The 20,215-nt window shown below is 68.3% G+C and carries 16 protein-coding genes; 1 reads left to right on the top strand and 15 read right to left on the bottom strand.

Annotated features, from left to right (window positions below; translation table 11 throughout):
- The first annotated feature begins 251 nt into the window (after positions 1-251).
- A complete protein-coding gene (locus JOD27_RS00340; RefSeq protein ID WP_204760092.1) occupies positions 252-974 on the top strand; it encodes an HAD family hydrolase in 723 nt (240 codons plus the stop codon).
- 241 nt (positions 975-1,215) lie between these two features.
- Here the strand turns inward: JOD27_RS00340 and JOD27_RS00335 are convergent, their stop codons facing one another.
- The 15 genes from JOD27_RS00335 to JOD27_RS00265 all read right to left on the bottom strand — a co-directional run bounded on the left by JOD27_RS00335 (position 1,216) and on the right by JOD27_RS00265 (position 20,120).
- On the bottom strand, positions 1,216-2,616 hold the full coding sequence (locus tag JOD27_RS00335) for a sigma-70 family RNA polymerase sigma factor (RefSeq protein ID WP_204760091.1): 1,401 nt from the start codon (positions 2,614-2,616) through the stop codon (positions 1,216-1,218).
- 157 nt (positions 2,617-2,773) lie between these two features.
- Positions 2,774-6,271, bottom strand: coding sequence for a ThuA domain-containing protein (locus tag JOD27_RS00330; RefSeq protein WP_204760090.1), 3,498 nt, complete (start codon positions 6,269-6,271; stop codon positions 2,774-2,776).
- A gap of 147 nt (positions 6,272-6,418) precedes the next feature.
- Positions 6,419-6,643, bottom strand: a complete 225-nt coding sequence (locus tag JOD27_RS00325; RefSeq protein ID WP_239566260.1) for a helix-turn-helix domain-containing protein — start codon at positions 6,641-6,643, stop codon at positions 6,419-6,421.
- Positions 6,630-7,640 (bottom strand): sugar phosphate isomerase/epimerase family protein, encoded by a 1,011-nt coding sequence (locus tag JOD27_RS00320; RefSeq protein ID WP_204760088.1) that lies wholly within the window; start codon positions 7,638-7,640, stop codon positions 6,630-6,632. Before JOD27_RS00320 ends, JOD27_RS00325 begins: the two co-directional genes overlap by 14 nt.
- Complete coding sequence (locus tag JOD27_RS00315) at positions 7,637-9,013, bottom strand: alkaline phosphatase family protein (RefSeq protein WP_204760087.1); 1,377 nt, start codon at positions 9,011-9,013, stop codon at positions 7,637-7,639. The genes JOD27_RS00320 and JOD27_RS00315 overlap by 4 nt, the downstream gene beginning before the upstream one ends.
- Entirely contained in the window at positions 9,010-10,101 is a 1,092-nt protein-coding gene (eboE, locus tag JOD27_RS00310; protein WP_204760086.1) for a metabolite traffic protein EboE, read from the bottom strand. Before eboE ends, JOD27_RS00315 begins: the two co-directional genes overlap by 4 nt.
- Positions 10,098-10,952 carry a TatD family hydrolase gene (locus JOD27_RS00305; RefSeq protein ID WP_204760085.1) on the bottom strand — a complete coding sequence of 285 codons (855 nt, stop codon included), beginning with the start codon at positions 10,950-10,952 and terminating at the stop codon, positions 10,098-10,100. The genes eboE and JOD27_RS00305 overlap by 4 nt, the downstream gene beginning before the upstream one ends.
- On the bottom strand, positions 10,952-12,274 hold the full coding sequence (locus JOD27_RS00300) for an EboA domain-containing protein (RefSeq protein ID WP_204760084.1): 1,323 nt from the start codon (positions 12,272-12,274) through the stop codon (positions 10,952-10,954). Before JOD27_RS00300 ends, JOD27_RS00305 begins: the two co-directional genes overlap by 1 nt.
- Positions 12,271-13,056 (bottom strand): SCO3242 family prenyltransferase, encoded by a 786-nt coding sequence (locus tag JOD27_RS00295; protein WP_204760083.1) that lies wholly within the window; start codon positions 13,054-13,056, stop codon positions 12,271-12,273. The genes JOD27_RS00300 and JOD27_RS00295 overlap by 4 nt, the downstream gene beginning before the upstream one ends.
- The gene (locus tag JOD27_RS00290) at positions 13,053-14,213 is read right to left on the bottom strand and encodes an inositol-3-phosphate synthase (protein WP_204760082.1); all 1,161 of its coding nucleotides are present in this window, start codon (positions 14,211-14,213) and stop codon (positions 13,053-13,055) included. The genes JOD27_RS00295 and JOD27_RS00290 overlap by 4 nt, the downstream gene beginning before the upstream one ends.
- A 79-nt stretch (positions 14,214-14,292) precedes the next feature.
- Complete coding sequence (locus JOD27_RS00285; protein WP_204760081.1) at positions 14,293-15,483, bottom strand: ABC transporter substrate-binding protein; 1,191 nt, start codon at positions 15,481-15,483, stop codon at positions 14,293-14,295.
- A 32-nt stretch (positions 15,484-15,515) separates the two neighbouring features.
- Complete coding sequence (locus JOD27_RS00280; RefSeq protein WP_204760080.1) at positions 15,516-16,517, bottom strand: ABC transporter permease; 1,002 nt, start codon at positions 16,515-16,517, stop codon at positions 15,516-15,518.
- On the bottom strand, positions 16,514-17,524 hold the full coding sequence (locus tag JOD27_RS00275; RefSeq protein WP_204760079.1) for an ABC transporter permease: 1,011 nt from the start codon (positions 17,522-17,524) through the stop codon (positions 16,514-16,516). The genes JOD27_RS00280 and JOD27_RS00275 overlap by 4 nt, the downstream gene beginning before the upstream one ends.
- Positions 17,521-19,008, bottom strand: coding sequence for a sugar ABC transporter ATP-binding protein (locus tag JOD27_RS00270; protein WP_204760078.1), 1,488 nt, complete (start codon positions 19,006-19,008; stop codon positions 17,521-17,523). The genes JOD27_RS00275 and JOD27_RS00270 overlap by 4 nt, the downstream gene beginning before the upstream one ends.
- Positions 19,005-20,120, bottom strand: a complete 1,116-nt coding sequence (locus JOD27_RS00265; protein WP_204760077.1) for a Gfo/Idh/MocA family protein — start codon at positions 20,118-20,120, stop codon at positions 19,005-19,007. The genes JOD27_RS00270 and JOD27_RS00265 overlap by 4 nt, the downstream gene beginning before the upstream one ends.
- Positions 20,121-20,215: the final 95 nt, after the last annotated feature.

The raw sequence follows: 20,215 nt of genomic DNA, 5'->3' as shown, positions 1-20,215 counted from the left end.
TGTTCCCCAGCGGACAACCCGGCCGCCCCGTCAGCGCCTACCAGCTCGCCGAACGCATCCGCCAACTCGGCATGGCCCCAGGCCAAGCCCGTTCCACCACGCTGCTCCAGCTCGCCACCGAACTGCCCGCCGCCGTCCTGGTCCCGCATGCTCGGCATCCACATCACCGTGGCGGTCGCCTGGCAACGCGCCTCCTCCGGCGCCTGGACCGACTACGCAGCCGCCGCAACATCACCAGGTGAGGACCCACGATGACCCGGACGGTCAAAGCCATGCTGTTCGACCTGGACGGCACACTCCTCGACCACGACACCGCCGCCACGACCGCCCTCACCCAGGCCCTGCGAGCGACACCAGGACTGGACGACGTTGATCACGCACAGGCCGGACGACGATGGCAAGAACTCGAAGAGGCCGCGATGAACCGCTACCTGTCCGGACAACTCACCTTCACCGAGCAACGCCGGCTGCGGGTCATCTCTCTGGCCGCCGAACTCGGCCTGGGCAACTGGAACACCACCAAGGCCGACGCCTGGTTCGCCAACTACCTCAACCACTACGAATCCGTGTGGAGCATCTATCCCGACGTCAGGCCCATGCTGGACGCCCTCAACCAACATCATCCCCACCTGCTGCTGGGCGTCCTCACCAACGGTGACGCCGAACAGCAACGCAAGAAGCTGGAGACCGTCGGACTCGACCTCGCCCTGCCGCACGTCATCGCATCCAGCGAGGTCGGAGCAGCCAAACCCAACCCGAAGATCTTCCAACAAGGCTGCGCTCGGCTCGGTCTCCCCCCGGACGAGATCGCCTACATCGGCGATCGGCTCCACACCGATGCCCTCGCCGCCACGAACGCCGGACTGCTCGGCATCTGGCTGAACCGCACCGGCACCCCCACCCCTGACGGACCACCAACCATCCGAACCCTCAAGGACCTCCCCACCCTCCTCGCCGACCCCAACATCCGGTGACCCGGTCCAGGCCGATCTTCACGGCCGTGTCGACCAGCAGAGTCGCCCCCGCCTGCGACACGATCCCTGTTCCCGCGGCATCGAGCTTCAACGACGGGTAGACCCCGGCAGGCTTGCTCACCAGAAAGGTGCTCCTGAACTGGTTCGGACATGACCCCTCAGCAAGTCATATCCTTGCAGTTCAGAGCACCTTTCTCCGCGATCGACACCCATCACGCAAAAGCGTCATGAAAGCACCGGGCTAGTAGTCGATGTTGATGGCCGCGATGAGCGTGCCGCCGGAGTCGACGACGATGGCGGCACCCGCCTTGCGGGAGCTGGCACAGGTCAGGGCGGTGCGGTGTGCCTCGCTCTTGAACCACACGTCGATCATTGTTTCGGGCGAGGTGCCCTTGCCACCCTTGAAGAGCACCTCGTGCCCGCAGTGCTCCAAGGCTGCGGCCTCCAGGTTGCCCTGGACGCAGGCACGGGCGGCTCGCACCAGTTGAGGGCTCTCCTCGACTTCGGACAGGCCCAGACGGCCGCGGCGCTCATTGAGAAGGGTGATCAGGCGCGACGAATCCGGTGGGACGTTACGGGATGGGGCTGCGGTCCCCTGCGATGCCGGAGGTGTTGACGCGGGACCGGGGGCCGTCGGGACGATGGACGGCACACGGAGCTTAGTCGTGGTTGTCGTTGGCACGGCGGACGGCGTCTGTCCGTTCACCGTCGACGCGATGACCTCGCTGCCCGTGCGGTTCGTCAGGACGACCGGGGTTACGCCGAGGACGCACACGGCGGTCACACCGGCCACCACGAGTCCCGGCTTCGTCGTGATGAAGTCGATGACGCCTCGACGTGTGCCGGGCGGCTTCGCCGTCTGAGAAGCGCCACGGGCAGCCGGCAACGCACGTGCCGGGTAATCCGCCGGAAGCGCGAGGAGAGCCAGGCCGACCAGCAGTCGCTCGACCGGCACCAGACCGGCTCCAGCCGTGCGGCACTGAGGACACGCCCGCACGTGCCGCACGAAGCGCTTGCGCCACAACGGGGTCGGCTCGCCGGTCCACCCGTTCGCCGCCTCCACGAGCTTGAGGCAGCACGGCGAGACGGACAAGGCTCGCACCAGTCGGCGCGCATCGTCGAGCCGCATCCTCGTCTTGCTCAACCGGGCCGCGATGTGATGGGCGTCGATCTCCAGCGCATCCGCGATCTCCCCGCGAGTCAGGTGGCGTCCGCACTCGATTGACCACAACGACAGCAGCTCACGGTCCTCGCTCGCCAGCCAGCGCGCGGCGGGCTCGATCTCCCGCCGCTGCTCGGCCAACTCGAACCAGGTCAGCGCCCGATCGACGAACTCAGCACCGGGGTCTGGTTGCTCGTCGTACACCTCCACGCGCGTCAGCCTGGTGTGATGCCACCTCTGGTGGTCACGGATCTGGTTGACGGTAGTGGCCACCAACCACGACCTGAACCGGTCGGGCTCGCGCAGGCCCCCGATCCCCCGCACGACCCGAACCATCGTGTCCTGGACCACGTCGTCCACGTCGGCAGCCGAAGACAGCGTGCGGCTCACGATGCTGTACACCAGCGGCAGATACGCCGCCAGCAGCGCGTCCACGGCGCCGCGGTCGCCGGCACGCGCCGCATCCACCTGCTCGGTCACACCGACAATCCCACCTACACCGATAGTCACTCGCACAACCCGGAGACCGGCCGGCATGCAGCCCGATCACACAAACCCGGCACTGTGTTTTGCCCGCCGCCGTCCCGCGGACGAGTGGGCGGTGACCCAGGCGTCCACCGGGTCACCGCCGCTCGTGTCAGGACAACGTCCACCGCTGGTTCGGACCGCCGTTGCAGGTCCAGATGATCAGCGGTGTGCCATCGGCCGAACTGCTGCCGGTGGCGTCAAGGCACTTGGTGCCGTTGCGGATGGTGCCGTCGGACTGCACCGACCAGTTCTGCGCGGACGTCCCGTTGCACGACCACAGCTGCACCTTCGCGCCGTCCGTCTGGCTGGCTCGGTTGACGTCCAGGCACTTGCCCATCGACCGCAGCGTGCTGCCGTCGAGGGTCCATTTCTGGTTGTCGCCGCCGTGGCACGACCACAACTGCACAGGGGTGCCGTCGGTCGTGCCCCAGTCCTTGACGTCGACGCACTTGCCGCCGATGCCGACCATCCGCTTCGCGGTACCGCCACCGCCGCCTCCGACGCCAGGTCCCACGTAGGTGATCGAGTCCACGTCGAAGCTGTTGTTGGAGGGAACCTTGAACACCGCGAACAGCTCCCCGGTGCCTCCGGGGTCGGTCACGTTCACCGCGGGCAGGCTGACGTAGTTGTCCCAGCCACCGGTGCTCGGAACCGCCGCCGACGCGACCAGCTTGCCCGTCTGCGAACCGGAGCGCAGTTCGATCGAGCCGCCACCTGACGGCGAGGACACCCGGAACGACACCTGGTTGATCCCGGTGAGGTTCACCGGCTTGAACGAGATCCAGTCGTTGTTGCTGATGTCACCGATCCGCGCGCCCGCCTCTGCACCGGAATGCGACACGACCCGCACGCCGGACGAGCCGTCGGAATACTCGGCCTGCTTGTGCTTGGGCTGCAATTCCGCCGTCACGCTGGTCTTCAACGGAGGTTGCCCGTTCGCCCCATTGTCCACATAGGACGCCGAAACGAGAATGCGGACGTTTCCGTTCTTGTGCTCGGCGTCCGTGTCGGGCTTGATCGAACCCGAGCACCCGTTGATCGGGTCTCCGACTGGATGGTCGTGCGTCCCGTGGGTGATGGAGGCCTGGATGACCACGCGCTTGCAGTCGATCGTGCCGTCCTCGGGGTCGGTGACGGACACCGAAACGGGAATGGTGTCGCCCCAGTCGAACATGCCGCCGCCGGCCGGGCCGTTGATCTTCACGGTCGGCGCGGTGTTGCCGACGGTCACGGTCACGTTCGCAGTTCCGGTCTTGCCGGTCGGGTCGGTGACGGTGAGCTGGGCGTTGTAGGTGCCATTGGTGGTGTAGGTGTGCGACGGGTTCGCCTCCGTGGAGGTGTTGCCGTCACCGAAGGTCCACTTGTAGGACAGAGCGCCACCCTCGGGGTCGCTGGACCCGTCGCTGGAGAACTTGACTGTCAGTGGCTTCGCACCTGAAGCCGGGGTCACCTCGGCCTTCGCGATCGGGCTGCGGTCACCGCCGCCGGTGTAGTCGATGCGGAACAGCCCGGAACCCGGCAGGTGCTTGTTGTCGTCCCAGCCCTCGCCCCAGTTCAACAGGTACATAGCTCCGTCGGGGCCGAACTTCATGTCCATCGGCCCCTTCGTTTCCAGGTTCGGAACGAAGTTGTTGATCTTCAGTAGCTTCCCGTCCTTGTCCAGCCGGAACTCCCACATCTTGTGGGCGCCCCACTCTCCGAAGAACGGCGTCTGGTCGTAGTAGGCGGGGAACTTGGTCCTCGACGGGTTGCTGGCGTCGTACTGGTAGATCGGGAACGCCATCGGTGCGCCGCCGGTTCCCATTTCCGGGAACTTGTGGTCGTTCGCGCCGACACCGTAGCCGTACCAGATGGTCGCCTTCTTGGCCGCCGGCAGCTCGGTCAGGCCGGTATTGTTCGGCGAGTTGTTCACCGGCTTGTCGCAGTTGAACTTCGCGCCCGACTGCTTGGTGGCGAAGTCGTAGTCGTTGTAAGGGATGTTGTCGCCGACGCAGTAGGGCCAGCCGTAGAAGCCGGGCTCGGTGACGATGTTCCACTCGACGAGCCCCGACGGCCCGCGGTTCGGGTCGTCGCCGTGCGCGTCCGGGCCGTAGTCGGCCGCGTAGATCGTGCCGGTGGTGGGGTGCACCGAGAACCGGAACGTGTTGCGGAAGCCCATCGCGTAGATCTCGGGCTTCGTCTTCGCGGTGCCGGGCTTGAACATGTTGCCCGCTGGGATGGTGTAGGTCCCGTTGGCCTCGGGGTGGATGCGCAGGATCTTGCCCCGCAGGTCGTTGGTGTTGGCCGAGGTGCCCTGTGCGTCGAACAACGCCCGGCCCGGACGCTCATCGATCGGCGTGCGGCTGTCGGACTCGAACGGGTTCGTGTCGTCACCGACGCCTATGTAGAGGTTCTTGCCAGGACCGAAGGCCAGGTAGCCGCCCGTGTGGCCGGGTTCCTCCTTGCGCGACATGGGCACCGTCATCAGGACCTTCTCGCTGGCCCTGTCGAGGGTGTTGTTGTTCATCGTGAACCGGGAGACCCTGGCGATCTCGTCGGTGATGTCGCCGGGTGAGTACATCAGATAGATCTGCTTGTTCGTGGCGAAGTCGGGATCGAGCACCAGGCCGGTGAGACCGTCCTCGGACCTCTGCCCGCCGCCGTAAACGTTCAACGTGCCGGCGGTGACGGTGGCCTTCGTGTCCGGCTGGTAGATCTTGACCTTGCCGCCGTACTCGGCGAAGAACACCCGCCCGTCCTTGGCGACGTCCAACGAGGCGGGCGCGACTACGTCCTGGGACTCGTCCAGCGCGACCTTCTCGAAGCTGCTCCACACCGTCGGGCCGCAGTCGGCCGCGACCTTGCCGCCCGCGGTCTCGACCCCGCCCGCGATGTGCTGGCGGAACAACGATTCGGAGTAGCTGGAGGCCTGGTGCCCCATGCCGGTGGCCCACACGCGGCCGCCCTCGAAGTTGCGGCACCACGAGATCGGGTGATCCGTCCCCATCTTGGACGGGCCCGCGTCGTAGGTGGTCTCGTCCGCGGTCACCAGGACGTGCACGTTGCCACGCGCGGACTTGTCGAAGTTGTACCACTCCTCGGTGCGCGTCCACCGGTCCGGCAAACCCGCGCCGGACGGGTGTTTGCGGTCAGCCACTTTCGCGGTGCCCTGCAGGATCGACGAGTGCTGCGTCATGGTCATGCCGAGCATCCGGTCCCACCACGGGAACTGCTGCTCGATGTTCATGTCGGTCGCGTTGTGGATGGCGACCACGCCGCCGCCCTTGTGCACGTAGTTCTGCATCGCGGCGCGCTGAGCATCGTTGTCCCACACCATGCCGGAGGTCTGGAGCATCACCACGGCCTGGTACCCGGCAAGCGTGGCGTCGTTGAAGACCTTGGAGTCCTCGCTCTTGGTCAGCTCCCACCCGCGTTCGGCGGCGAGTTGCTCGAACATCGTGATGCCCGCCGGGATCGAGTCGTGCCGGAACGCCCCGGCGGCGGTCTTGGTGAACAGCAGGACGTGGAAACCGCCCGGATGTGCCGACACGACACCTGGCACGACCAGTCCCATGAGTAGTAGTGCTGTTCCCATCGCGGAAAACGCGCGTATCAGCCTGCGACGCATCGCCACTCCTTCATTGCAGTTGGCGGGAAGGAATAACTCGGCCGCCATCGGAATTAACCAAGGCGACACAGTTCGAGACTGCACGATTTGCTACTCTGACACGAGTGCCGTTCCTGTCGGGAACAAGACACGGCGAGTACCCGCCATTCAAAGCCAGTGTCGGGCCCTGACCTGAAAGCCCAGCTGGAAACGCGAATGTGCGCCGAGCAGCACCTGGAGGCGCGCAATCCTCCGGTGCACGGTGCGTTCACTGATTCCCAGTTCGCGTGCGATGGCCCGATCGGTGGCGCCAGCCGCCATCAACGTCAGAAGCAGTTTTGTTTCAGCGGTCGGCTCGCCCTCGAAGGACTGGTTCTCCTCAATCGCCGTCATGGCGGGCGAACGCCGCATCGAAAGCCTCCGCCGACGGTTCGAATACCAAGTTCCGGATGTACCGCACCGCTTCCTCCGCGCCGCGCAGCCGGTCCATTCCCGCATCTTCCCACTCCACCGAGATCGGCCCGGTGTAGCCGATGGCGTTCAACGCCCGGAAGCATTCCTCCCACGGCACGTCGCCGTGTCCGGTGGACACGAAATCCCAGCCGCGCCGGGGATGCGCCCACGGCAGGTGCGAGCCCAAGCGTCCGTTGCGGCCGTCGAACCGCTTCTTCGTGTCCTTGCAGTCGACGTGGTAGATCCGGTCGGCGAAGTCGAGGATGAACCCCACCGGGTCGAGGTCCTGCCACACGAAGTGCGACGGGTCCCAGTTCAGGCCGAACGCGGAGCGGTTGCCCACAGCCTCCAACGCGCGCTTGGTGGTCCAGTAGTCGTAGGCGATCTCCGACGGGTGTACCTCGTGCGCGAACCGCACACCGACCTCGTCGAACACGTCAAGAATCGGATGCCAGCGCCGCGCGAAGTCGGCGTACCCGTCGTCGATCACGTCCTGCGACACAGGCGGAAACATCGCCACGTACTTCCAGATCTTCGAGCCGGTGAACCCGACGACGGTGTCCACGCCGAGCATCGCCGCGGCCCGTGCAGCGTCGGCCATGTCCGCCGCGGCGCGCTGCCGCACGCCCTCCGGTTCGCCGTCACCCCAGATCCGCGCGGGCAGGATCGCCTGGTGGCGGAAGTCGATCGGATCGTCGCAGATCGCCTGTCCCGCCAGGTGGTGGGAGATCGCGTACACGCCGAGTCCGTGGCGGTCGAGCTGCGCGAGCTTCGCCTCCACGTACCCGTCCTCCGCCACCGCCCGGTCGACCTCGAAGTGGTCGCCGGAACACGCGATCTCCACGCCGTCATAGCCCCAGCCGGCGGCGAGCTTGCAGACGTCGGAGAACGGCAGGTCCACCCACTGCCCGGTGAACAACGTGATCGGCCGCTTCATCGGCGCAACTCCTTCGCAGGGATCCCTTGCAGCTCGAGCAGTAGGTCGTGGACATCGACGGCGGCGAGCCGCTCGCGGTCGAGCGGTCGGGAGCACAGCAGCACAGGTCCGTCCGCCACGCTGTCGGGCAACCGGCCGTGTGTGCCGCGCACGCAGGAGGGGTCGAGTGGCACGACGTTCATCGCGTACCGCAGCCCCAGCTTCTTGCGCACCAGGTTCAGTCCCGCCTTCGCCTTGGCGAGTGGGTCGGCCGGGTCGAAGAACAGCTCGGCCGGGTCGTACCCCGGCTTGCGGTGAATGTCCACACCACGCGCGAAGTCCGGCGCACGTTCGTCGTCGGTCCAGTAGTAGTAGGTGAACCAGGCGTCGGGCTCCGCCACGGCGACCAGCTCGCCCGACCGCTCGTGGTCCAGTCCGACCAGCGCCTGCCCCTCCCGGTCGTAGACCACGTCCACCCCGGTCAGCTCGCGCAACACCGCGGTGGTTCGCGGGATGTCGGCCGGATCGGCCACGTAGACGTGCGCGATCTGGTGGTCCGCCACGGCGAACGCACGCGACGCCCACGGGTCCAGGTACTCCATGCCCGCCTGGGCGTGGACCTCCAGCAGTCCGGCGCGGCGCAGCGCTCGATTGATGTCCACCGGTCGGCGTGCGTCGGTGATGCCGTACTCCGACAACGCCACGACGGTCGCGCCTGCCGCCGCGGCGTCGTCCAGCAACGGCTTCAACGCACGGTCCACTTCGGACGCTGCGTGCGCCGCCTCAGGTGCCCACGGACCGTAGCGCTGGAGGTCGTAGTCCAGGTGCGGCACGTACACCAGCAGCAGGTCCGGCCGTCGTTCGGCTAATACCTTCCGCGCCGCGCCCACGATCCACTCGGTGGAGGCGAGCGACGCGGTGGGGCCCCAGTACTGGAACAACGGGAACGGGCCGAGCTCCTCGGTGAGCCGGCCGTGCAGTTCCGGCGGCCTGACGTAGCAGTCCGGCGACTTGCGGCCGTCCGCGTGGTAGATCGGCCGCGGGGTCACCGTGATGTCGGTGGACGCGCCCATCGCGTACCACCAGCAGATGTTCGCGGCGCGGTAGCCGGGGTGGAGCCGGCGCGCGGTCTCCCACAGCTTCTCCCCGCCCACCAACCGGTTGTGCTGCCGCCACAGGTGCACCTCGCCCAGGTCGCGGAAGTACCAGCCGTTGCCGACGATCCCGTGCTCGGCCGGGGTGCGGCCGGTGAGGAGGGTGGCCTGCGCGCTGCACGTCACGGCGGGCAGCACGGTGCCGAGCGGGACCTGAGACCCGAGCCGGGCGAGGTTCGGCATGTCCACGAGCAGTCCGGGCGTCATGCCGACGACATCCAGCACCACCAACGGTTTCACACCCCCACCCCCGTCCGCAGGTGCTCGTGTGCCCAGCGCAGTTCCGCCGCGATGCCCTCGGTCAGGTCGCCGGCGTCGGGCAGGACGGTCCAGGTGTAGGTCTCCACTTCGACGTGGACATCGTCTGCCACCACGGCCATCGCCGCGAGCAGCACATCGGTGGTCGACGCCAGCGGCGCACGTGGTGCCGCGTGCAGCGGAACGTGGAAGTGCACCCGCCACGGGTGCTCGGAGGGCAGATCCGTCAACGCCTCCAACAGGTCGTCCGCCGCGAGGATGCCGTCCGGGTGGTTCTCCCGGACCTGGTGCAGGTAGCGGGGTTCGGCGAACATCGCGATCGCCTCGCGCCCCTCGTCAGTACTGGGGTCCGCGACCTCCAGCGCCGCAGACGCCTGCACCTTCACCACGGACAACCCGGCTCGATGGATGGCCGCGACTGTCTTCGCGGGATCGGCGAAGGACACCGCGAGATGGCAGGTGTCCAGACAGATCCCGACGTGATCGGGGTCCACGCGATGGGCCAGCCATTCGACGGCGTCGGCAACGGTGTCCAGCACGCAACCGGGTTCCGGCTCCACGCCGAGGCGGATCGGCTTGCCGAGCCGCGCGGACTCCGCCCGCAGAAGTCGCGTCATCTCGCTCAGCGTCTGGTGGGCACGGTCGTCGTCGCGGGCCGTCCAGCCTTGTCGCCAGGCGAGCGGGAGCGTCGAGATGCTGCCATAGGCCGCGCTGTCCGGCAGGAGGTCGGCGAGCACGACGGCGCAGTCCGCGGTGTACGCGAGCCTGCGCGAGTCGCCCCAGGTGGGGAGGTAGACGGCCCGCTTGACGACGGTGTCGTGGAAGTCGCCGTGCGGGAAGGCGTTGAGCGTGCTGACCTCCAGGCCCCTGGCCTCCAGTTCCGTTCGGAACCGGCGCCTGGCGTGCTTGTCCGACACCAGTCCGCGCGCCACCGACGCGGGCAGCCACAGGCCGAGCGGCAAGACGTCCGCGGCCAGCCGTTCCCGCACGCCGACCGCGTGGCGATCGAGCTGTTCGAGAATGCCGGTGAGGTCGCGCGCCGGGTGCACGTTGGTGCAGTAGGCGATCACCGCTCACCTCGCAGGACCGAGTTTCCCGTGACTGCGTCGACGGCCGTGCCAGGCTCCGGGTCGAGCATCAATCGTCCGCTCTGCCCGTAGAACTCGACGGGATTGCGCCACAGAAGTCTGTCCACATCGGACTCGCTGAAGCCGGCGTCGAGCATCATCAGTCCGGTCTTGTACGTCTTCAACGGGTCCGAACGCCCCCAGTCGGCAGCCGAGTTCACCAGCATCCGCTCCGTGCCGAACTCCTGGATCAGCCTCACCATCCGGCTCTCGTCCATCTTGGTGTCCGGGTAGATCGAGAAGCCCATCCAGCAGCCGGAGTCCGCGACGGCGTGGACGGTCATCTCGTTGAGGTGATCCACCAGCACTCGCTCCGGCGGCACACCGCACTCCCGGACCACGTGAAGAGTTCTGACGGTGCCCGCCTGCTTGTCGCGGTGCGGGGTGTGCACGAGCACAGGCAGCTCGTGGATCACGGCCAGTTCCAACTGCCGGGCGAACGCGTCGTCCTCCTCCGGCGTCATCGAGTCGTAGCCGATCTCGCCGACCGCGACGACACCGTCCTTCACCAGGTAACGCGGCAGCTCGTCGATGACCTCGACGCAGCGCGGATCGTTGGCCTCCTTGGGGTTCAGCGCGATCGCACAGTGATGGGCGATGCCGTACTGGGCGGCACGGAACCGTTCCCATCCGATCAGGCCGTCGAAGTAGTCGAGGAACGACTCGACGCTCGTCCGCGGTTGCCCCAGCCAGAAGGCGGGTTCCACCAGCGCCAGCACTCCAGCCGCGTACATCGACTCGTAGTCGTCGGTGGTGCGGGACGTCATGTGGATGTGCGGGTCGAAGATGCGCATCACGAGGCCTTTCCGAGCAGGGTGAGGGCGTCGTGGGGTACCGGGCGACCGGCGGCTCCGCGCTCGTCGGCGAACGCCGCCACCATGCGCAGAAGTTCCGCGTCCGTCCGCTGCTCGAGCCCCGCCACGGCGTCGAGCGGGACCCCCATGAAAAGGCACTTCAACACGCCGTGCCGCCACGAGTGCTGGTCGAGGTGCTTGCCGGCGAACGCGCCGAGTGCGGCCGTCACGAGCCCGGTCTCGTTGGTGCGCAACGCATCCTTCACCAACACGAGCCCGGCGTCCGGAGCCTTGCCACCGACCTCGGTCAGAGCGTGCAGCACAGCGCGCCGCTCGGCCGAGCTGCCGCGCCGGTACAGCGCGGTCAGGCCCTCGGCCACGTCCGGCGACGCCTCGGCGCAGGCGACCACCAGCCGGATCCGGGCATCGTCGGCGCCAAAACCGGTTTCCCGTCCAGCAGCGGAGAAGAACCGCTGCACGGATCCGGGATCCTCGCGCACGGTCCGTTCCGCGTGCGCCAGCCACCGCGCCGCCCGCAGCGCGTCCAGCGACCGCCGCGCCACCTCAGGCGCGGCATGACCGTGACGGGGCAACTCCACCGCAGCCACACCGGAATAGCCGATGTCGGTCAACGCCCCGAGCGCGTCGGCGAGGTCCAGCCGCCCTTCGCCGAACTCGAGGTGCTCGTGCACGCCGGGCAGCATGTCGTCGAGCTGAACGTTGACCAACAGGTCACCGGCCTGCCGCAGGCACGTGGCGGCGTCCTGCGGTTCAACGGCCACGCAGTGCCCGACGTCGAGGGTGATCCGCAGGCGGTCGGGGTCGCCCAGCTCCGTCCGCAGTCGCAGCGCGTCGGCCAGGCGTTCCACGAGCATTCCGGGTTCGGGTTCAAGTCCCAGTACGACGTCGTGGGAGCGGTCCAGCACCTTCGTGACCCCGGACCTGAGCAGATCCCACGAGTCACCGGCGCCGGACCAGAACGACACGCAGTCGGCGCCCAGGTCGGCGGCGATCCTGGTGGCCCTGATCAGGAAGTCGACACGGACGTCCTGGTCCTCGCTGACCAGCGTCGGGTGGTGTTTGCGATGCGGGTTCAGGAGGTATCGCGCACCTGTCTCGACGACCACCCGCAGATCGAGCTCGGCCAGCCGGGCGGCAAGCCGTGCGGTGTGCCGTGCGACGTTGTCGGCGAACGGGTCGAGGTGGTGGTGGTCAAGAGTCAGCGCGACCGCCGTGTAGCCGAGGTCGGCGATGACCGCGAGCGCGTCGTCGAGCCGGTGGTTGGCAAATCCGTTGGTGCCGTAACCGAGGTGGTACGTCATGTCGGGCTCACCTTCCCGCTCAGCGCCCGCGCCAGCGGCAGTACGAGTGGCAGCATGTTTCCGTTGCGGGCCAAGGCGGACTGCAGCAGCACCATGCCGTGGATGCCCGCCTTCGTCGCGGCACGCACGGTCGCTGCCGACGGATCGCGCACCACCGTCCACTGCGCGGCGCCGACGGACACCGCGTACCCGGCGGCCGCCACGACGCCGGCCGGCTCGGGCCGGTTGGCCATCGCGGCGAACGCGGTCAGTGCCGTGCCGGACAGGACGGCCCTCGCCACGGCCGGGGACGTCCCGTGCACCTCACCGCGTGACAACACCGTCACGCCGAGGGTGTGCACGCCCATCAGTGCGGCGGGCAGCACGGCCCGGCCGCCCAGCAGCACGTCCAGCGCCCGGCACGCGGCCATCGCGAACGGTCCGGCGGGCGTCTCCTTCAGCACGGTGTCGTAGCTCCACACCGCCACCGCGAGCGGCACGGCGTTGCGCCCGGCCAGCGCGGCCAGCCCGACCCCGACGGCGGTGAGCCCGGCGGCCGTGGCCAGTGCGGCATTCGCGCTGATCCGGCCGGACGGGATCGGTCGCTCGGGGCGTTCCACCGCGTCCAGCTCGCGATCAGCCCAGTCGTTGAGCGCCATGCCCGCCCAGTACAGGGCCACCGAGGACAGCGGAAGCAGCAACTGCTTGCCCCGCAACGGTTTCCCTGCCCCGACGAGGGTGTCGCCGATGACCGTCAGTGCCGCAGGGGCGCGCACCAGTTCCGCATACGCGCGCCACGTCATCGCCGCAACCCCTGTGCCCACCGGTAGAGCTCGCGGGTCTGGTCGGCGAACCTGTGTTCGTCGCTGCCCAGCGGGTCCTTGAAGAAGAACGCCAACGACCCGAGTGGGCCCGATTCGCCGCAGGCGTGGGCGGTGGCGACCAGCCGGGCGAGGTCGAGCACCAGTGGTGCGGCCAATGCCGAGTCGAGGCCGGTCCAGGTGAACTGCAGGCTCATCCGGGCGCCGAGGAACCCCTCGAAGGAGACGTGGTCCCAGGCCGTCTTCACCTCGCCCAGGTCGGGCACGTTGTCGATGTGCAGCGGTGCGGTCACCTCGCCGCCGAGCAACGTGGCGAGCCCGTGTGCCTTCGACCTGAGCTTGCTGTCCGCGTGCTCGGGATCTTCGAGCGTCGCGCCGTCGCCACCGCCCAGCAGGTTCGTTCCCGCCCAGGAACGGACCTGCAGCGCCCGTGCTGTGAACATCGGCGCGAGCACCGTCCGCACCAGCGTCTCCCCCGTCTTGCCATCGCGTCCCGCGTAGGGCAGCCCCTCCTGGCGGGCGAGAATCTCCAGTGCGGGCACCGTGATCCCGGTCGACGGGGTGAAGTCGACGAACGAGCAGCCGGCGTTGAGTGCCGCGTACGCCGCCAGCGAGCTGGGCGGCAGCACCCGGCGGTCCGGTTCCATCAGCACCGATTCCAGTGCCGCCAGGTCGCCGTGCTCAGGAGCGGGCTCGATCGGTTTCTCCGTCGAGGACACGTTGACCACGACGACACGGGCGAGCCTGTGCCGGTCCTGGAACTCCTCGATGTCCGCGCCGAGGCGACGGGCGGCCGCGGCCTGGCTGCCTTGGTGGGACGCCGGGTCATAGCCGTCGCGGATCTCCTGGTCCACCGCGCGCAGCCCGGCCGTGATCGGGCCGAGCAGGTGGTGTGGCAGAACACCGCCGCGCACCAACATCTCAGCGCGTTTGTCCAGGGGGGTCCGAACGATGTCATGACCACCGACGAACAGGTTCGACCAGCTCGGCAGGTCGACCTCGGTGAACTCGGGTCTTTCGGTGACGCATCCCGTCGAGGGTGCGAGCCCCGCGCGCAGGGCGAGCAATCCGCTGACAGCAGTCGTCGCGACCGAGCCGCGCGCGCCGACCAGCCAGAGTCCTGTGGGTTCGTCCGCCATTGGTCGTTCCCTCTCGGCAAGTTGGGGGCTGTGGACGGGGCCGGGGGGCCGGCGCAACCCCGCCCACAGCGGCTTGCGGTTACTTCCAGGGCGCGGGGTAGCCCGGCATCGAGTCGCAGCCGCACATCGCGTAGTGCAGCGGTGGCATGTCGGTCTTGATGAAGTCCTTCAGGTTGTCCTGGGTGATCCGCGGCTGCGGCAGCACCCACTCCTGCGGGACCTGCTTGCCCGTCAGGATCCGCAGCGCGGCGATGACCGGTGTGCGCCACTGGTAGGTGGGGTAGGTGGGAGCGACGGCGGTCAGCTTCTCCTTGGACCACATGCGGAGGAAGTCCTGCTGGTCCTCGCCGACGATGGCGGGCAGTGCGGCGCCCGCGTCCTGGAACGCCTCCACGGCGGCCACCGCGGTCGCACCCGCGTCCATCCAGATGCCGTCGATCTTGCCCTCGCGCTGCAGGTAGGTGCTGACGATGCTCTTGGTCTTGGCCGCGTCTCCGTCGGTGAACTCCACGCCCACGACCTTCAGGCCGCTGCCGGAGAAGATCTGGTTCGCGGCGGCCCAGCGCTGCTCCAGCACGTCCACGCCGGGCAGGATCCGCAGCGCCAGGACCTTGCCACCCGAGGGCACCTTCTCCTTGAGGAACTCGGCCCCGTCGGCCCCGAACGCGAACCCGCCGATCGGGTGGATGAAGGTGACAGGGCAACTGGTCTTCACACCGCGGTCGAACACGATCACCGGAACACCGGTCTTGCACGCCGCCTCGACCGCCGGTGTCAGCGTCGCCGTGGTGTTCGGCGACACGATCAGCGCGCTGCATCCCTGGGAGGCGAACGACTGGATGTCGCTGATCTGCTTGTCGTCCTTGCCGGCCGCGTCGAGCACGCTGAACTTGGTGATCTCCGGGTGCTGCTTCACCTCCTCCTGCATGGTCTTGAAGCCCACCTGGCGCCACGGGTTGTTCACCGCGGCGTTGGAGAAGCACAGGTGGTGCCCGCCACCCGGCTTGGCGAACTTCGCGGTGTCCACCAGCTTCGGGTCCAGCGCCTGTTCCCACGGCTGGGCCTGGCCGCCACCGCCGTCGAGGTTGACGGCTGTCGCTGTGCGGAACTTCAGCTGGCGGTCGTACTCGGGCTGGTCGAAGAACTCGGATTTCGCGGTGGGCTGCTTGGAGCTGCTGGCGTTTCCGGCGCCCTGGCCGGGTAAGTCGCTGGAACACCCGGCCATCGCGAGCACACCTGCCACGGCCACGACGGCGATCTTCCTGTTCATTGCCTTTTCTCCTCGTCGAGAATCGCCGGGCTCTAGGGAAGAGCTGGGGCGGGCTTGCGGATCCGCAGCTTCTGCCGCAGACCGGCTCCATGAGCGGCGTAGGCGACCGCCGCGATGATGATCACTCCTTGGACGGCGGACTCGAGCGCGCCCGAGACACCGACCAGTTTCAGCAGCGAGAACAGTGCCTCCAGCGACAACGCTCCCGCGGCGGCGGCCACGACCGAGCCGCGACCTCCTCCGAGGAGCACTCCGCCGAGGACCACAGCGGTGATGGCCCGGAACTCCAGTCCCCTCCCGACCTGAGCCGACACACCAGCGAACCCGGCGAGCAGGATCGCCGCCAGTGCGGCGAGCAACCCGGACGACACGAACGCCAGCAATCGCAACCGGTCCACCCGGCCTCCGGCGAGCCGTACCGCGTTCTCGTTGTCCCCCACCGCTATCAGCGTCCGCCCGGTACCGCCGCGCATGAACAACACCGCGCCGACGAGCACCACCAGCAGGATGAGCACCGACCACGGCACCTGTCCCAGCACGGGAATCTCCAGGCTGCCCCGGCCGGGCACGCGGAACGACTCTGACAGCGCACCGCGTGGCGCGCCACCCGTCCAGAGGAACACTGCGCCGTCGAGCACGAGCAGCATGCCCAGCGTCACGATGAACGACGGCACCAGCAGCCTCGTGGTGATGAGGCCGTTGACCAGGCCTACGAGCACACCGAACCCCAGCAGCAGTGCGACCACCCACACGGTGTTGCCGTCGTCGCCGTTGATCAGCCGTGCGGCGATCACGACCTCGGCGGTGACCAGCGACCCGACCGAGAGGTCGAAACCGCCGGAGACGATCACGAGGTACTGGCCGATGGCGAGGATCACCAGCGGCGCGGCCCGCTTGAGCAGCGCCAGGTACCCGGCGGGCTCGGAGTAGGCGGGTCCCGCGAAGGCCAGCGCCACCAGCAGAACCGCCAACACCACGAGCACCGGCGCGGTGCCATCGGTGAGCCTGGGACGCCACTTCAGTCGAGAGTTCACGACGTCCTCCCGTTGCCCTTGCTGCGCGCGTACAGCGCCACCGCGATGATGAGCACGACTCCGCGCACGACGTTCTTGAAGAACGGGTCGACCGCGAGATCATCGAAGACCGTGTCCAAGGTGGACAGAATCAGCACTCCGCCGATCGTGCCGACGACACCACCGCGCCCACCGGCCAGCACCGTGCCGCCCAGCACCACCGCCGCGATGGACTCCAGGTCGTAGCCCGCGTCCATACCGACGTACGGAGCACCCGAACCCAGGCGCGAGGCGAGGAAGATCCCGGCCAGCCCCGCCATCAGGGAGCACAGCACGTGTGCGGTGACGATGGTGCGCGAAGTGCGCACGCCGGAAAGCCTTGCGACTTCGATGTCTCCGCCGACGGCGTACATGTGGTAGCCGGTGCGGGTGCGTCGCAGGTACCACCACACGCCCGCCGCGATCAGCAGCATCAGCAGGGTCGCCGCCGGGATCGGCCCGATCCGGTCGTATCCGAGGTGCTGGAACGCTCGTGGCACGCTGCCCGCCGGACCTGTGTAGTTGTGCTCAAGGTATCCGCGCAGGATCAATGCGACACCGAGGGTGGCGATGAACGCGTTCGCTTTCAGCACCGTGATGACCAGCCCGTTGACCAGGCCCACCGACGCCGCGACGACGAGCACCAGCACCACTGCGGGAGCGATCATCGACGTGTCGCCGGCCATCGTCTCGGCCGCCACCAGAGAGCACAGCCCGATCAGGTAGGCCACGGAGAGGTCGAGCGACCCGGTGACGATGGCCATCGTCTGCCCGACCGCGACCAGTCCGAGAACCGTGCTGCGGGTGAGGATGTTGAGGATGCCGCCCTCGTCCAGCAGCACGCCGCCCTTGAGGCCGACCAGGACGCTGCCGACCACCAGCAGTGCCACCAACGCCAGGTACACGGTGACCGTCGGGGTGAGCACGAACCTGCGCCCCTGCGGGGCCGCGCGGCGCACGACCGAGACCTTCTCCTGCACGACACTCATGCGACCTCACCGATCCCGTGGCCGGTCGCCAGGCCCATGACGGCCTCCTCCGACGCGCCGGCGGGCAGCGCACCCGCGATGGCGCCCTCGTGCATCACGAGAATCCGGTCGCTCATCCCGATCAGCTCGGGCAGCTCCGACGAGATCATCAGGATCGCCATGCCGTCCGCGGCCAGGTCGCGCAGCAGCTGGTACACCGCCTGCTTCGCTCCCACGTCGATGCCGCGCGTCGGCTCGTCCACGATCAGCACGTTCGGTCGCACCGCGAGCCACTTGCCCAGCACGACCTTCTGCTGGTTGCCACCGGAGAGGTAACGCACCTCCTGGTGGGGTCCCTGTGCCACCACGTTGACCGACTTCAGCAATGCCGCGAGGTCGGAGGCCCGGCGTGCGGCCTGGCCACGCAGCGCGGCGCGCCGAACCAGCAAAGCGTTGTCCCGCACGGACTGCCGCAACGCCAGCCCTTCACCCTTGCGGTCCTCGGTGACGTACCCGATGCCCTTGCGCACAGCGGTGCGGGGGTTGGGAATGCGCACCGGTTCGCCGTCGCGCTCGAGCACGCCGGCGGTGAACGGCTCCACACCCCAGATCGCCCGTGCGATCGCCGAGCGCCCCGATCCCTGCAACCCCGCGAGACCAACGATCTCACCGGCGCGCACGTCGAACGTCAGATCCCGCACGCGGTCGTTTCCCGCGTCACGCAAGGAGATTCGCACCTCGCCCGGCTCCGTGGGGCGCTCAGGGTAGAGCGCGTCCAGCGGGCGGCCCACCATGTGCCGCACCAGCTGGTCGGAGGTCAGTTCCTCGGTCGGGGAACACGTCACGAACGCCCCGTCCTTGAGCACCGTGATGCGCTGGCTCAGATCGAACACCTCACGCATCCGGTGTGAGACGTACAGAATCGCCATACCGCGGTCACGCAGCCGCGCAACCAGGTCGTACAGCAGTTCCACCTCGTGGTCGGCGAGCGCGGCGGTCGGCTCGTCCATCGCGAGCACCCTCGCATCGGCAGACAGCGCCTTCACGATCTCCACCACCTGCCGCTGCGCCACCGGCAGCCGCACCACGCCGGCCTCCGGGTCGATACCGTCCTCGCCGAGCCAGTCGAGAAGTCGCCGGGTCTCGGCCACCATCGCCCGGCGGTCGACCTGCCCGCGCCGCACCGGTTCGCGGCCGAGGAACACGTTCTCCGCGACCGTCCGGTGCGGCAGCAGGTTCAGCTCCTGGTGGATGATCGCGATACCCGCTGCCTGCGCGTCGCGAGGCGTGGCGAACGAAACCTCGTTCCCTCCCAGCAGAATCCGGCCTGAGTCGGGCCGGTGCACGCCCGCGAGCACCTTCAGCAGCGTCGACTTGCCCGCGCCGTTCTCCCCCATCAGTGCGTGCACCTCACCCGCCCGCAGCTCCAGGTCCACGCCGCGCAACACGGGTACGCCGAGAAAGCTCTTCGTGATGCCGTCCAGCCGAGCCACGACCTCGCTCATGCCGGCACCTCGGTCCACGATCCGCCGGAGGAGGCCGAACGCAGGACCGCCTCGGTGATCCGCACGGCACGCAGCCCGTCGGCGAACGTCGGCAACCCGTCGGCCAGGTCCTCGCCGCGCACCGCTCGATAGGTGTCGGCCACGAAGGAGTCGAAGCAGTCCTGGTAGCCCTGGGCGTGCCCGGCGGGCAGACGCGCGTAGCGAGCCGCTTGCGGCGAGAGGGTTACTGGATCGCGGAGTAGTTCCGTGTTACCGCTGCGCCTGCCCACCCACAGCCGTTCCGGGTTCTCCTGGTCGAACCCGAAGCTCGCCTGAGTGCCGGACACCTCCAGATGCAGCCGGTTCTTCCGGCCTGCCGCGACCTGCGAGACCACGAGTGTGCCGACCACACCCGACCGCATGGAGAAGTGGACTGTCGCGATGTCCTCGGTGGGCGTGCCGTTGCGCTCGTGCACCACCACGGTCTGCGCGGAAAGCCGGGCGATCCGGTCTCCCGTGGTGAACTCGACCAGGTCGCACCAGTGCGAGCCGATGTCGGCGAACGCGCGAGACGGCCCACCCAGCGCCGGATCCACCCGCCAGTCGTCATCACCCGGATCGGCCAGCCAGTCCTGCAGGTAGCTGCCGCTGATCGACGACACGATGCCCGCCTCGCCGATCGCGAGCCGCGCGCGCATCTCGCGGACCATCGGGTGGAACCGGTAGACGAACGGAACCACGGCCACCCTGTCCCGCACCGCCTCGACCAGGTCTTCTGCATCGGCTTCGCTGGTGGCCAACGGTTTCTCACAGATCACGTGCACGCCGGCCGCCAGCGCCGCACCGGCGATCTCCGTGTGCGCGCTGTTCGGCGCGCACACGTGCAGAACGTCGATCTCCGCTTCCGCCAACAGGGCGTCCAGATCGGGATAGCCGCGGTCCGCGCCGATGGCCGCGGCGGAGTGTGCGCTGCCCCGGCTGCCCGCCGTCATCGCGACCACACGTCCCCCGGCGCGCCGCACCGACTCCGCGTGCACCCGGCCCATGAACCCCGCCCCCACCACACCGGCCCGCACCGTCTGGACACCGACGTGGCCGTCGTCGGCCGCCACTGTTCCGTGGGTCACAGTCATGAGGCGAACGCTAAGGTGGGATTTGTTGGCTGTCAACCAAAAGTCTCGGCAGTATTGACATATTCAGGCCATCTTAGTGTGAGTCCTTGAACACT

Source organism: Lentzea nigeriaca (genome assembly GCF_016907955.1).
Classification (GTDB): Bacteria; Actinomycetota; Actinomycetes; order Mycobacteriales; family Pseudonocardiaceae; genus Lentzea; species Lentzea nigeriaca.
This window is presented reverse-complemented; position numbering and strand designations above follow the sequence as displayed.

What these genes read in the sequence shown, in the direction of transcription:
- JOD27_RS00340 (WP_204760092.1), top strand. Translation starts at nt 252, where the DNA reads ATGACCCGGACGGTCAAAGCCATGCTGTTCGACCTGGACGGCACACTC.
- JOD27_RS00330 (WP_204760090.1), bottom strand. Translation starts at nt 6,271, where the DNA reads ATGCGTCGCAGGCTGATACGCGCGTTTTCCGCGATGGGAACAGCACTA.
- JOD27_RS00325 (WP_239566260.1), bottom strand. Translation starts at nt 6,643, where the DNA reads ATGACGGCGATTGAGGAGAACCAGTCCTTCGAGGGCGAGCCGACCGCT.
- JOD27_RS00320 (WP_204760088.1), bottom strand. Translation starts at nt 7,640, where the DNA reads ATGAAGCGGCCGATCACGTTGTTCACCGGGCAGTGGGTGGACCTGCCG.
- JOD27_RS00305 (WP_204760085.1), bottom strand. Translation starts at nt 10,952, where the DNA reads ATGCGCATCTTCGACCCGCACATCCACATGACGTCCCGCACCACCGAC.
- JOD27_RS00300 (WP_204760084.1), bottom strand. Translation starts at nt 12,274, where the DNA reads ATGACGTACCACCTCGGTTACGGCACCAACGGATTTGCCAACCACCGG.
- JOD27_RS00295 (WP_204760083.1), bottom strand. Translation starts at nt 13,056, where the DNA reads ATGACGTGGCGCGCGTATGCGGAACTGGTGCGCGCCCCTGCGGCACTG.
- JOD27_RS00290 (WP_204760082.1), bottom strand. Translation starts at nt 14,213, where the DNA reads ATGGCGGACGAACCCACAGGACTCTGGCTGGTCGGCGCGCGCGGCTCG.
- JOD27_RS00285 (WP_204760081.1), bottom strand. Translation starts at nt 15,483, where the DNA reads ATGAACAGGAAGATCGCCGTCGTGGCCGTGGCAGGTGTGCTCGCGATG.
- JOD27_RS00275 (WP_204760079.1), bottom strand. Translation starts at nt 17,524, where the DNA reads ATGAGTGTCGTGCAGGAGAAGGTCTCGGTCGTGCGCCGCGCGGCCCCG.
- JOD27_RS00270 (WP_204760078.1), bottom strand. Translation starts at nt 19,008, where the DNA reads ATGAGCGAGGTCGTGGCTCGGCTGGACGGCATCACGAAGAGCTTTCTC.
- JOD27_RS00265 (WP_204760077.1), bottom strand. Translation starts at nt 20,120, where the DNA reads ATGACTGTGACCCACGGAACAGTGGCGGCCGACGACGGCCACGTCGGT.